The following is a 12647-nucleotide window of genomic DNA, read 5'->3' as shown; positions in this document are numbered from 1 at the left end:
AAACACAACGCTAATGTGGGAGCTGGCTTGCCTGCGATAGCGGTACATCCGTCAGTAAATAAGTGACTGACACGCCGCCATCGCGGGCAAGCCCGGCTCCCACAGTTGATCTGCATTGCTCAGAAGATCGCATGAAAAAAGGCCCGCATCGCTGCGGGCCTTTTTCATTTCGAACTCTCGTTTACGGTTTGTGACCGCGCGACAGGAACTCGTGGGACTGCATTTCCAACAAACGACTCAGCGTGCGCTGGAACTCGAAGTTCAAACGTCCACCGGTGTACAGATCCTTCAGCTCGACTTCCGCCGAAATGATCAGCTTGACGTTACGGTCGTAGAACTCGTCGACCATGTTGATAAAGCGTCGCGCAATGTCGTCGGTGGTCACGCTCATCTGCTCCACGCCGCTCAAGATCACCGCGTGGAAGATCTTGCCCAGTTCGATGTAGTCGTTCTGGCTGCGCGGGCCGTCGCACAGTTGGCGGAACTCGAACCAAGCCACATCATCGCAGGTACGCAGCGCGATGATTTCGCGGTTCTCGATCATCAGCTTGTCGTTTTCCACCGCCTGGGTGCATTCCGGCGTCAGCGCACGGAAGCTTTTTTTCAGGCTTTCATGGGCCGCTTCGTTCAGCGGGAAGTGGAACAGCTCCGCTTGCTCCAGGTGGCGCAGGCGGTAGTCGACGCCGCTGTCGACGTTGACGATCTCGGTGTTCTGCTTGATCAACGCGATGGCCGGCAGGAAGCGTGCGCGTTGCAGGCCGTCCTTGTACAAACCGTCAGGCACGATGTTCGAGGTGGCGACCAGCGTCACGCCATTCTTGAACAGTTCTTCCATCAGCGTGCCAAGGATCATGGCATCAGTGATGTCGGAGACGAAAAATTCATCGAAGCAAATCACCCGCGCCTCGTCAGAGAAACGCTTGGCGATGATGGTCAACGGGTTTTTCTCGCCCGGCAGGGTCTTCATCTCTTCGTGCACACGCTTCATGAAGCGGTGGAAGTGCGTCCGCACCTTTTCCTTGAACGGCAGCGCTTCGAAGAACGTATCCACCAGGTAGGTCTTGCCACGGCCCACGCCGCCCCAGAAATACAGGCCCTTGACCGGCGTGTGGTCTTTTTTGCCAAACAGCTTGCTGAACATCCCTGGCTTGCTTTGCGAGGCCGCGACCAGGTCGTCGTACAGGCGCTGCAAATGACGCACTGCCGTTTCCTGGGCCGCGTCATGGAAGAACTCAGGGCGTTTCAAATCAGCTTGATATCGTTCTAGGGGCGTCATAATTTCGTTAGCAAGGCAACAAAAACGGGCCGTCACTGTAACGACGGCCCTGGATAATGGCAATCAACCCTTGGTCGGGTTAATCCTCGAGGGGGGTCAACGCGACGCGCAGCGCGGCGATGGCGGCATCGCGGGACGCTTCGTCGGCGAACTCGGCGCTGTCCGCCACCACGCTACCGTCCAGCCATACGCTGAAGCTCAGGGCCTCAGGGCGCACATCCAGCGCGTCACCGTTTTGCAGTTGCTTGGTCACGGCACCTGCGGCTTTACCGTCGGCAAAATGACGCGAAAGCAATAATTGCTCGCCATCGGCGGCCAACAGGCGGAAGCGGAAGCTGCCGTCGTCTTCGCGAAAGCTCACGAAGCGCGCGGCTTTTGCGGCTTTCTTCTTCGCAGCGACCGGCGCCGCAGCTTGCTCGACAAACGAACGCAGGCCAACGGCTTCACGCAGCTCGGCGAGGAACGGCGCTGCCACGGCACGGGCCTTTTTGGCGCCGACCAGCAGCAGGTCTTCCATGTCCGATGGGCGCGACATCAGCGCGTGGTAGCGCTCGCGCGCTTCGCCCAACTGGCCATCCAGCAGCTGGAACAGACGGCTTTTCGCCTCGCCCCAGCCCAGGCCTTGCTGCAGCTCGGCACGGAATTCCTCTTCCTGGGCCTTGCTGGCAAACGCCTGATACAAGGTGAACAGGTGCGAATTGTCCGGATCCTTGGCTTCGCCTGGCGCGCGGGAGTCGGTGACGATCCGCGAGATGGCGTCTTTCATGTCCTTGGCGCTGGTGAACAACGGGATGGTGTTGTCGTAGCTTTTCGACATCTTGCGGCCGTCCAGGCCCGGCAAGGTGGCGACGCTTTCTTCGATCAACGCCTCAGGCATGGTGAAGAATTCTTTGCCGTTGCCAAACAGGTGGTTGAAGCGCTGGCCGATGTCGCGGGCCATTTCCACGTGCTGGATCTGGTCACGGCCGACCGGCACCTTGTGCGCATTGAACATCAGGATGTCCGCCGCCATCAGCACCGGGTAGCTGTACAGGCCCATGGTGATGCCGGCGTCCGGGTCTTCGCCGGTTTCCACGTTCTTGTCCACCGAGGCCTTGTAGGCGTGGGCGCGGTTGAGCAGGCCCTTGGCGGCCACGCAGGTCAGCAGCCACGTCAGCTCGGGGATTTCCGGGATGTCGGACTGGCGATAGAACGTCACCCGGTTTACATCCAGGCCACCGGCCAGCCAGGTCGCGGCGATTTCCATACGCGAACGCTGGATGCGCTGCGGGTCATCGCATTTGATCAGGGCGTGGTAGTCGGCCAGGAAGTAGAAGGAATCGGCATTGGCGTCCTGGCTGGCAAGGATCGCCGGGCGGATTGCACCGGCGTAGTTGCCCAGGTGCGGCGTGCCGGTGGTGGTGATGCCGGTGAGAATACGGGTACGAGTCGTCATGGGTTATCGCTTATCAGACTGCTATCAATTCGAGAGGCGCGGCAGGACCAGATCCTTGAGATCGGTGAGCTTGCCATGAAAAAAGTGTCCGCATTCTGCCACTTTCAGCAGCTCATGGGGGCGTTTCAGGGCGGCAGACCAGTCGTAGACGAGTTGTGGGTCGACCACTTCGTCGGTTTCAGGCTGGATCAGGGTCAATGGGCATCCCTGGGGCAGCAGGTCGTTGTCGCTCAAGCGCATCACCGCAGCGGCCACCATGAACAGATGTGACAGTTTTTCGCCCTTGGCTTCCAGGCGACCGCCGAGGCTGGCAGCGACGTAGCCACCGAAGGAAAAACCAAGCAAGGTGATCGGCAGCTCGGGGTGTTTTTCCCGCAGCCAGTTGGCAGCCGCTTCGGCATCGTCCACTTCACCGGTGCTCATGTCGTGGGTGCCGGCACTTGCGCCGACACCACGGTAATTGAAACGCAAAGTAATCAATCCAGCATCGCGGGCAGTGCGCTGCAGGGTCGACACAACTTTATTAAGCATGGTCCCGCCCTGCACCGGGTTAGGGTGGCAGATCAGCGCCAAGCCACGCGGCTCGGGGTGATCCAGGTACAGGGCTTCCAATTGGCCTACCGGGCCATCGATCAAAACGGGGGTTTCACGCATGAGCAAGAGATGAACTCCGTGACCTCTCAATGGGTCGACTCGTCTAGCTAAAAGTCTGTGCATGGCATCATTGCGAGCTTAATCGCGGTATACAGCGCAGGTTTGAGCCGTTAACGTAAAGCAAAGCCGTTTATAGAGGAAGGACTCGTGGAACACTCGCTCTTAGTTTGGTTGTTGCCGACTCTTGCCCTGGTTGCCGGTGTCGCCATTGGATTCCTGGTTGCTCGCCTGCTGCCGAATGCCGCGCCTAACCGCACGCAGCGTCAGTTGGATGACATTCAGGAACGTTTTGACAGTTATCAGAATGAGGTGGTTACCCACTTCAACAGCACCGCGACCTTGGTCAAGAAGCTCACCCAGAGCTACCAGGAAGTACAGGACCACCTCGCCGATGGTGCCAACCGCCTGGCTCTCGACGATATTACCCGTCAGCGTCTGCTGGCCGCGTTGCATTCCGATGCACCGCAAGCGCCACGGGAGCGCCTGACCCCGCCGCGGGAAAACCAGGAGCCTCCACGGGACTACGCGCCAAAAACGCCGAACGCCCCTGGCATGCTGGATGAGCATTACGGTCTGAAGAAGTAACTCGTCTTCAAACAATAAAAAGCCCGGCTGATCGATGATCAGCCGGGCTTTTTTGTGAGTCTCACAAACAACATCAATCAAATGTGGAAGCTGGCTTGCCTGCGATAGCGGTGGGTCAGTGGGCACATCCGCTGGCAGACACACCGCTATCGCAGCATAGGTATCTACACATCTTCAAAGTGAAATTGCGTAGCAGCTGTCGAGCCCCGGCGAGGCTGCGTTTGCGGGCTGTCTGACACACCGCTGACGCAGCCTCGCCGGGGCTCGACAGCTGCTACGCAGAGGGCTCCCTCAAGATGTGTAGATACTTATGGCTATCGCAGGCAAGCCAGCTCCCACCTGAACAGTGCAAGACCTTACGCCAATGGTTGTTCTTGCAAGCGCCCGCTTTCGATCCGCACATGCCGCCCGTGGAAACGCTTGAGGCTGCTGCGATGCCCCACGCTGACAATGCTCAGCCCCGGCAGCTCATCAATCAACGTTTGGTACAGCGTTGCCTCATCCTCTTCATCCATAGCCGACGTCGCTTCGTCCATGTACAGCCATTGCGGCGCATACAACAACGCACGGGCGAAGGCCAGGCGCTGCTGCTCGCCCGGGGAGAGCATGCGCTGCCAGTGGTTGGCTTCGTCCAGACGACCCACCAGATGGGGTAAACGGCACGTCTCGAGGACCTGTGCATAACGTTCTGCCGGGTAGGCGCTGTCGTCCTGTGGATAACTCAACACCGCCTTCAGCGTGCCAATCGGCAAGTACGGTTTTTGCGGCAGGAACAAAGAGCGCTCGGCCGGCAGGCGAATATTACCGTGGCCGTTGGGCCACAGGTTGCCCATAGCCCGCAGCAAGGTCGACTTGCCGCTGCCGGAACGACCGCTGAGCATCACGCGCTCACCTTCGGCGACGACCAGGTCGGCGCTCTGCAGCAGATGGCGGCCGTCTGCGAGGTCCAGGCTCAGGTCCTTGACCTGCAAATCCCCGCCTTGATGTTGCAAGCCAATGCCCATGGTGCGGTTTTCGTTGTCGTGCATGGCCTGGTCGAAACTCAGCAGACGATCACAGGTGGCGCGCCAACTGGCCAGCATCGTATAGGCGTCGACAAACCAGCTGAGGCTGCCCTGCACACTGCCAAACGCCTGGGCCACCTGCATCAGTACGCCCAGTTCGATTTTGCCGGAAAAATAACGCGGCGCCGCGACCACAAAGGGAAAGATAATCGCGATCTGGGAGTAACCACTGGTAAAGAAATTCAGGCGCTTCTTGAGCTGCATGATGCTCCAGAAATTGCTCCACACCCGCCCGAAACGCGCACTCAATTGCTGGTGTTCGTTGCGCTCGCCATTGATCAGCGCGATGCTTTCCGCGTTTTCGCGCACCCGCACCAGGCTGAAACGCAAGTCGGCCTCAAACCGTTGTTGACGGTTGCTCAGGCCGATCAGTTTTCGACCAATCAAGTGGGTCAACCAACTGCCGACCACCGCATAAACCAGCGCCGCCCAGAACATGTAGCCGGGAATGGTGATGCCCCACACTTCGATACTGCCGGACACGCCCCACAGAATCACCGAGAACGACACCAGGCTCACCAGGTTGCTGATAAAACCCAGCCCCAAGTTGAGGGTGCTGCTGGTAAAAGCGTTGAGGTCTTCGGAGATACGCTGGTCGGGGTTATCGGTGTAGCCGCCGTATTCCAGGTGGTAGTAATTCTTGTGGCTCAACCATTGGGCAAAGTAGGTTTCCGTCAGCCAGCGGCGCCAGCGGATGGTGAGCATCTGTTGCAAATAGGAGGTGAACACACCGGTCACGATTGCCACCACCGCAATCACGCTGAAGTACATCAGTAGATGGGTGAAGGCGTCGTAGTCCTTGTGCTCCAGGGCGTTGTAGAAGTCGCGGTTCCAACTGTTGAACCATACCGACACAGCGACGCTGAACAGCGAAAGCCCCAGTACCACCAACAGCAGCAGCCAGGCCTTGCCCTTCTCTTCGCTGCGCCAATAAGGCGTGATCAGCCCCCACACCCGCCGTAAAAATTGCCCACGCACCGCGTCGTTGACCGCGGAGTACTCAGCGTTCTGATTCATCGTTCAGGCTCGGTAGGGATTAGGTCACAGGCGTATGAACCGATCATAGGTGATCGGTTCATACGCCTGTGCGGCCTGAAGCAGACTGTTCAGCTTAGGTTCAGCGACGTACCGGGCGCTTCTGCAACTTACGCTGCAAGGTGCGGCGATGCATGCCCAGGGCGCGGGCAGTGGCGGATATATTGCCTTCGTGCTCGGTCAGCACGCGCTGGATGTGCTCCCACTGCAAGCGGTCCACCGACATCGGGTTTTCCGGCACCAGGGTGTCGAGGTCAGCGTGCTCGGACAGCAAGGCGGCCAGAACGTCGTCGGCGTCTGCCGGCTTGCACAGGTAGTTGCACGCGCCGCGCTTGATGGCTTCGACCGCAGTGGCAATGCTGGAGTAACCGGTGAGGATCACCACACGCATTTCCGGGTCGAGTTCCAGCAACCTGGGCAACAGCACCAGGCCGGAGTCGCCGTCCATTTTCAGGTCGAGCGCAGCGTAGTCCGGCAGGTCGGCCTGGGCGATGGTCAGGCCCTCTTCGGCGGAACCTGCGGTGCTGACGCGGAAACCACGACGGCTCATGGCACGCGCCATCACGCGGGTAAACGTGGCGTCGTCATCTACCAGCAACAGGTGCGGCAGTTCTTCGCCTTCGACTTGGATCTCGTCACTCATCGATATCTCCTCGTGCGACACGGGGCAGGCGCAGCTCGGTGAGCGTACCGCCTTCCTCATGACTATAGAGTTTCACTGAGCCGCCCGCGCGGGTCACGCTGGCCTTGCTCAAAAACAGGCCGAGGCCGAAGCCTTTGCCCTTGGTGGTAAAGAACGGTTTACCGATCTGCTCGGCAATCGCCAGCGGCACACCCGCGCCGTGGTCACGAATGCTGATAGTCACGTTTTCGGCATCCCAGTCCAACTGTACGCCCAGGCCTTCGGGGCAGGCGTCAGCGGCGTTGTTCAGCAGGTTGAGCAGGGCCTGGGTCAAATCCGGTGGCGGCGCCATGCGCGGCACGCTGCCCTGCCCCAGCAGATGAAAACGGTAACTGGCTTCGGGGCGCATCAGGTGCCAGCGGTTCAGGGCTTCGTCGAGCCACTGGGTCACGTCCTGCATCTCCACCGCCAGGCGGCGATTGGCTTCGGCGGCGCGTACCAACTGCTGAAGGGTCTGCTTGCACTGCTTGACCTGCTCACGCAGCACGCCGAGATCTTCTTGCAACGCCGGGTCGTGATGGTCCTGGGTCATTTCGTTGAGCAGCACGCTCATGGTGGCCAAGGGTGTGCCCAGCTCATGGGCGGCGCCGGCTGCCTGGGTGGCAACGGCCAACAACTGCTGGTCGCGCAAGCCTTCTTCACGGCGAATGGCGCGCAGTTCTTCCTGGCGGCGCAGTTCTTCGGCCATGCGGGCAGCGAAGAACGTAATGACCGCAGCGGACAGCGCAAAGCTCAGCCACATCCCGTAGATCTGCAGGTTTTCCCGCGCGATCGGGAACGTTTGCAGCGGATAGAAGCGCGCCAACAGCAAGGTGTACAGCGTCAACGCGATGCCCGACAGCACCACCGAATAGCGCCACGGCAGGGTCACGGCGGCGATGGTCAGTGGCACCAGGTAATAAGAAACAAACGGATTGGTGGAACCACCGGAGAAATACAGCAACACACTGTGGATAAACAGGTCGCACGCCAATTGCAGGGCGTATTCCAGCTCGGTCACCGGCCACGTGGTGCGCAACCGGATGGCGGTAAACACACAGAGCACGATGGAGAAACCCAGGGTCACGCCCAATTGCAGCCATGGCAGCGGCAACAGGTCGAACCAATAGGCGAGCCCGACAGAGCCGGCCTGTGCGGCCAGTACCAGGGTACGGATGAACGTCAGGCGCCAGAGGTTCTGGCGGGTGGCGGAAGTCAGTTTTACGGCGGCGAGCATGAGCTCTCCCGGTGAGCGCTGCAGGCGGATCGGCAGGAGTATAAACGAAGCCGGCAGGCTGGCACGGCGCGTGTGGCTCTTTGCCGCAGGCCGGGCAAATGACCGTTCGTCGGCGTCGCCGCAACTTGTAGCTAATGTGTAAACCCGAAGAACCCAACGCCATCGTCTACAGTCTTACCGAACACGAACATTCCAAGGAGCTTTCATGTCTCGTTTCACTCGCAGTGCAGCCGTTATCACGCTCAGCGTCAGCGCCCTGGCCAGCCTTCCGGCCCTGGCCGCCGATGAGCTGCATTACAACCAGATTTCCCTGCGCGCCGAGGCCAGCCAGGAAGTGGCTCGCGACAAGATGATCGTCACGCTGTACACCGAATCCCAGAACAGCGACCCGGCCAAGCTCGCCGCCGAAATCACTGAAACGATGAACAAGGCCCTCGGCCAGGCCCGCGAAGTCAAAGCCGTGACCCTGCGCCAAGGCAGCCGCAACAGCTACCCGATCTACGACAACAAGAACCAGAAGATCACTGGCTGGCGTGAGCGTGCCGAACTGCGCCTGGAAAGCGCGGACTTCCCGGCGCTGTCCAAGCTCACCGGCGAACTGCTGACCACCCTGAAGATGGACAACATGGACTTCGCCATCGCCGACGCCACGCGCAAGTCCAGTGAAGATGCGCTGCTCAAGGATGCGGTTGCCGCCTTCAAGGCACGCGCGCAACTGGCCACCGATGCGTTGGGCGGCAAGGGCTACAAGATCGTCAACCTGAACTTCAACACCAACGGTTACCCAATGCCTTATGCCCGTGGCGGCATGATGATGAAGGCAGCGATGGCCGATTCGGCACCGACACCGGAAGTAGAAGCCGGCACCAGCCAAGTCACCATGAGTGCCGATGGCGTGATCGAAGTGCAGATGCAGTGACCCCTACCTGACAAACCTGAACGGCGTTACCCTCGGTGGCGTCGTTTTCGTTTGGGCAGCTTATGTATGCCTGCCACTTCAGGGGTCTCCATGGAAAGAATCGCCTTAAAACCGCTCCTCCTCGCCGCAGGCCTGCTGGCCTTTATGCCGTTGGCCCAGGCGGCCAGCACCCTGGTCTACTGCTCCGAAGCCAGCCCCGCCGGTTTCGACCCCAGCCAGTACACCAGCGGCACCGATTTTGATGCATCTGCCGAAACCGTGTTCAACCGGCTGACCCAGTTCAAGCGCGGCGGCACCGAAGTCGAACCTGGCCTGGCGACAAGCTGGGATGTTTCCAAGGACGGCCTGACGTATACCTTCCACCTGCGCGATGGCGTCAAGTTCCACACCACGGATTTCTTCACGCCTACTCGCGACTTCAACGCGGATGACGTGCTGTTCACCTTCAATCGCCTGCTGGATGCCGAAAGCCCGTTTCGCAAAGCCTACCCTTCCGAGTCGCCGTACTTCACCGACATGGGCTTGAACACCACGATCAAGAGCGTCGACAAACTCGACGAACACACCGTGCGCTTCAACCTGAACAACGTCGATGCGTCGTTCGTGCAGAACCTGGCCATGAGCTTCGCTTCGGTGCAATCCGCCGAGTACGCCGCGCAACTGCTCAAACAAGGCACAGCCTCCGACATCAACCAGAAGCCGGTGGGCACCGGGCCGTTTGTGTTCAAGCGCTACCAGAAGGATTCGCAGATCCGCTACGTGGCCAACAAACAGTATTGGAAGCCCGAAGAGGTGAAACTCGACAACCTGGTGTTCGCCATTACCCCGGATGCCGCGTCACGCCTGCAAAAGCTCAAGGCCGGCGAATGCCAGGTCAGCGGCTACCCGCGCCCCGCCGATATCGAAGTGATGAAGCAGGACCCGAATCTGCGCGTGCTGCAGCAAGCCGGTTTCAACCTGGGCTTTCTGGCCTACAACGTGACCCACCCGCCGCTGGACCAGCTCAAGGTGCGCCAGGCGCTGGACATGGCGATCGACAAGCCGGCGATCATCAAGGCCGTGTACCAGGGCGCCGGGCAATTGGCGCAGAACGCTCTGCCCCCTGCGCAGTGGTCTTATGACCCGACCATCAAAGACGCGCCGCACGACCCGACCAAGGCTCGGGCGCTACTAAAAGAAGCAGGGGTTGCACCCGGTACCACCATCAACCTGTGGGCGATGACCGTACAACGCGCGTCCAACCCAAACGCGCGCATGTCCGCGCAGATGATCCAGCAGGATTGGGAAAAGGTGGGCATCAAGGCCAACATCGTCAGCTATGAATGGGGCGAATACATCAAGCGCGCCAAAAACGGCGAGCACGATGCGATGATTTATGGCTGGACCGGCGACAACGGCGACCCGGATAACTGGCTTGGCGTGCTCTACAGTTGTGCTGCGGTCAAGGGCAGCAACTACGCTAAATGGTGTAACCCGGCGTACGACAAACTCGTGCAACAAGCCAAGATCAGCAATGACCGCGAGCAGCGCATCAAGTGGTATCAACAGGCGCAGAAAATCCTTAAGGAACAGGTACCTATAACGCCTATCGCAAACTCGACGGTTTTCCAACCCATGCGCAAGGAAGTCAAAGACTTCAAGATCAGCCCCTTCGGGTTGACGCCGTTCTATGGCGTGAGTCTAGATAAGTAACAGCAACGCCCCAACCGAGTGCGCTAGACGCCTCGGTTGGTCTTTTTTAGTGCGCTGCTTGCACCGAAAAAACCCTCGAAATATGCGCAAATATGTACAAACTTTCATAATTGCGACATTCCTGTACGTTCGTACCACTGTTTCACCCTCGTAACGGTTCAGCATCTTGCAATGGGTATGGCGCCTGCGTAAGTATCCGCAGGCCGACTCACGAGGTCGCCCTCACCATCAAAAATGACAACAAATCATGAGGCCAACATGCTTAGAAACGCAGTCATTCCGTTAATTGTTAGCGCTGGCCTAATGGCCGCGGCGCCTTTCGCCCAAGCGGCGACTAACCTGGTGTTCTGCTCCGAAGGGAGCCCGGCCGGTTTTGATCCAGGCCAGTACACCACCGGAACAGACTTCGATGCCTCGGCCGAAACCATGTTCAACCGCCTGACCCAGTTCGAACGCGGCGGCACCGCTGTGATTCCTGGGTTGGCCACCAGCTGGGACGTGTCTTCGGATGGCTTGACCTACACCTTTCACCTGCGTGATGGCGTCAAGTTCCACACCACCTCGTACTTCAAGCCGACCCGTACCTTCAATGCCGATGACGTGCTGTTCACGTTCAACCGCATGATCAACAAGGACGATCCGTTCCGCAAAGCCTACCCCACTGAGTTCCCGTACTTCACGGACATGGGGATGGACACCAACATCAAGAACATCGAGAAAGTCGATGAGCACACCGTCAAGTTCACCCTTGGCACTGTGGACGCCGCGTTCATCCAGAACCTGGCAATGAGCTTCGCCTCGATCCAGTCGGCTGAATACGCCGCTCAACTGCTCAAGGAAGGCAAGCCTGCGGACATCAACCAGAAGCCAATCGGCACTGGCCCGTTCGTGTTCAAAAGCTACCAGAAAGACTCGAACATTCGTTACACCGGCAACAAGGACTACTGGAAACCTGAAGATGTGAAGATCGACAACCTGATCTTCGCCATCACCACCGACCCGTCGGTGCGTATCCAGAAACTCAAGAAAAACGAATGCCAGATCACCTTGTTCCCACGCCCGGCCGACCTCAAGGCGCTGGGTGAAGACAAGGACCTGAAACTGCCGCACCAGGCCGGTTTCAACCTGGGCTACATCGCCTACAACGTCATGGACAAGGTCAAGGGCAGCGACCAGCCAAACCCGCTGGCCGACCTGCGTGTGCGCCAGGCGCTGGACATGTCGGTGAACAAGCAGCAGATCATCGACTCCGTGTACCAGGGCGCTGGCCAATTGGCCGTGAACGCCATGCCACCGACCCAATGGTCGTATGACACCACCATCAAGGACGCCAAGTTCGACCCAGAGAAAGCCAAGGCGCTGCTCAAGGAAGCCGGCGTCAAGGAAGGGACCGAAATCGTTCTGTGGGCCATGCCGGTTCAGCGTCCGTACAACCCGAACGCCAAGCTGATGGCTGAAATGCTGCAAAACGACTGGAAGAAGATCGGTCTGAACGTGAAAATCACCAGCTACGAGTGGGGCGAGTACATCAAGCGCTCCAAAGGTGGCGAGAACCAGGCCATGATCATTGGCTGGAGCGGTGACAATGGTGACCCGGACAACTGGCTGAACGTGCTGTTCGGCTGCGACTCGCTGTCGGGTAACAACTTCTCCAAATGGTGCGACAAGAAATTCGACGGCATCGTGAAAGAAGCCAAGGCCACATCGGACGTCGCCAAACGCACCGAGCTGTACAAGCAGGCGCAACATGTCCTCAAAGATGCAGTCCCGATGACACCTATCGCGCACTCGACGGTGTATCAACCCATGCGCACCACCGTGCAGGACTTCAAGATCAGCCCGTTTGGCTTGAACTCCTTCTACGGCGTGAGCGTCAGCGGCAAGTAAGAAGCCTTGGCGGCGACGTTGCATAACGTCGCCGTTATTGCATCCGCCCGACCCGTAGGAAACGGACCACGCTTGCAATCGTTGCGTCCTACAGCAGCGAACTGCGATGCGTGACTCCGTTGCCTACAAGGTCAATCCGATTTGGTGCATTTACTGCCAGGTCCGCGACCCATAACGTCGTAGGACAGCAGAAGCACCAACC

General features: G+C 59.1%; 10 protein-coding genes. 4 read left to right on the top strand and 6 right to left on the bottom strand.

Annotated elements, in window-relative coordinates:
• Positions 1–181 precede the first annotated feature (181 nt).
• From zapE to HU722_RS05405, 3 genes are all read right to left on the bottom strand, one after another.
• Complete coding sequence (gene zapE / locus HU722_RS05415) at positions 182–1276, bottom strand: cell division protein ZapE (protein ID WP_012722199.1); 1095 nt, start codon at positions 1274–1276, stop codon at positions 182–184.
• A 79-nt stretch (positions 1277–1355) separates the two neighbouring features.
• The gene (locus HU722_RS05410; protein WP_065875122.1) at positions 1356–2711 is read right to left on the bottom strand and encodes a tryptophan--tRNA ligase; all 1356 of its coding nucleotides are present in this window, start codon (positions 2709–2711) and stop codon (positions 1356–1358) included.
• Between the two features lie 24 nt (positions 2712–2735).
• Positions 2736–3365: an alpha/beta hydrolase gene (locus HU722_RS05405; protein ID WP_065875123.1), complete on the bottom strand. Its 630-nt coding sequence runs from the start codon at positions 3363–3365 to the stop codon at positions 2736–2738.
• Positions 3366–3512: 147 nt separating this feature from the next.
• On the opposite strand from HU722_RS05405, the gene HU722_RS05400 reads away from it, so the two are divergent.
• Positions 3513–3950 carry a Z-ring associated ZapG family protein gene (locus tag HU722_RS05400; protein ID WP_017138275.1) on the top strand — a complete coding sequence of 146 codons (438 nt, stop codon included), beginning with the start codon at positions 3513–3515 and terminating at the stop codon, positions 3948–3950.
• A gap of 356 nt (positions 3951–4306) precedes the next feature.
• Here the strand turns inward: HU722_RS05400 and HU722_RS05395 are convergent, their stop codons facing one another.
• The 3 genes from HU722_RS05395 to HU722_RS05385 all read right to left on the bottom strand — a co-directional run bounded on the left by HU722_RS05395 (position 4307) and on the right by HU722_RS05385 (position 7947).
• A complete protein-coding gene (locus HU722_RS05395; protein ID WP_065890521.1) occupies positions 4307–6031 on the bottom strand; it encodes an ABC transporter ATP-binding protein/permease in 1725 nt (574 codons plus the stop codon).
• A gap of 100 nt (positions 6032–6131) precedes the next feature.
• The gene (locus HU722_RS05390) at positions 6132–6692 is read right to left on the bottom strand and encodes a response regulator transcription factor (protein WP_043048539.1); all 561 of its coding nucleotides are present in this window, start codon (positions 6690–6692) and stop codon (positions 6132–6134) included.
• Positions 6685–7947: an ATP-binding protein gene (locus tag HU722_RS05385; protein WP_065875125.1), complete on the bottom strand. Its 1263-nt coding sequence runs from the start codon at positions 7945–7947 to the stop codon at positions 6685–6687. Before HU722_RS05385 ends, HU722_RS05390 begins: the two co-directional genes overlap by 8 nt.
• Before the next feature lie 205 nt (positions 7948–8152).
• Between HU722_RS05385 and HU722_RS05380 the strand changes: the two genes are divergently transcribed.
• From HU722_RS05380 to HU722_RS05370, 3 genes are all read left to right on the top strand, one after another.
• Positions 8153–8866: an SIMPL domain-containing protein gene (locus HU722_RS05380; RefSeq protein ID WP_049710019.1), complete on the top strand. Its 714-nt coding sequence runs from the start codon at positions 8153–8155 to the stop codon at positions 8864–8866.
• A gap of 90 nt (positions 8867–8956) precedes the next feature.
• Complete coding sequence (locus tag HU722_RS05375; RefSeq protein ID WP_065879623.1) at positions 8957–10558, top strand: ABC transporter substrate-binding protein; 1602 nt, start codon at positions 8957–8959, stop codon at positions 10556–10558.
• Positions 10559–10816: 258 nt separating this feature from the next.
• Positions 10817–12445, top strand: a complete 1629-nt coding sequence (locus HU722_RS05370; protein WP_065875127.1) for an ABC transporter substrate-binding protein — start codon at positions 10817–10819, stop codon at positions 12443–12445.
• The last annotated feature ends 202 nt before the right edge of the window (positions 12446–12647 follow it).

The sequence above is a fragment of the Pseudomonas tritici genome (genome assembly GCF_014268275.3).
Classification (GTDB): Bacteria; Pseudomonadota; Gammaproteobacteria; order Pseudomonadales; family Pseudomonadaceae; genus Aquipseudomonas; species Aquipseudomonas tritici.
This window is presented reverse-complemented; position numbering and strand designations above follow the sequence as displayed.

Excerpts from the sequence above, each read along its gene's own strand:
- HU722_RS05395 (WP_065890521.1), bottom strand. The coding sequence starts at position 6,031 with ATGAATCAGAACGCTGAGTACTCCGCGGTCAACGACGCGGTGCGTGGG.
- HU722_RS05375 (WP_065879623.1), top strand. The coding sequence starts at position 8,957 with ATGGAAAGAATCGCCTTAAAACCGCTCCTCCTCGCCGCAGGCCTGCTG.
- zapE (WP_012722199.1), bottom strand. The coding sequence starts at position 1,276 with ATGACGCCCCTAGAACGATATCAAGCTGATTTGAAACGCCCTGAGTTC.
- HU722_RS05385 (WP_065875125.1), bottom strand. The coding sequence starts at position 7,947 with ATGCTCGCCGCCGTAAAACTGACTTCCGCCACCCGCCAGAACCTCTGG.
- HU722_RS05410 (WP_065875122.1), bottom strand. The coding sequence starts at position 2,711 with ATGACGACTCGTACCCGTATTCTCACCGGCATCACCACCACCGGCACG.
- HU722_RS05405 (WP_065875123.1), bottom strand. The coding sequence starts at position 3,365 with ATGCGTGAAACCCCCGTTTTGATCGATGGCCCGGTAGGCCAATTGGAA.
- HU722_RS05380 (WP_049710019.1), top strand. The coding sequence starts at position 8,153 with ATGTCTCGTTTCACTCGCAGTGCAGCCGTTATCACGCTCAGCGTCAGC.
- HU722_RS05390 (WP_043048539.1), bottom strand. The coding sequence starts at position 6,692 with ATGAGTGACGAGATCCAAGTCGAAGGCGAAGAACTGCCGCACCTGTTG.
- HU722_RS05370 (WP_065875127.1), top strand. The coding sequence starts at position 10,817 with ATGCTTAGAAACGCAGTCATTCCGTTAATTGTTAGCGCTGGCCTAATG.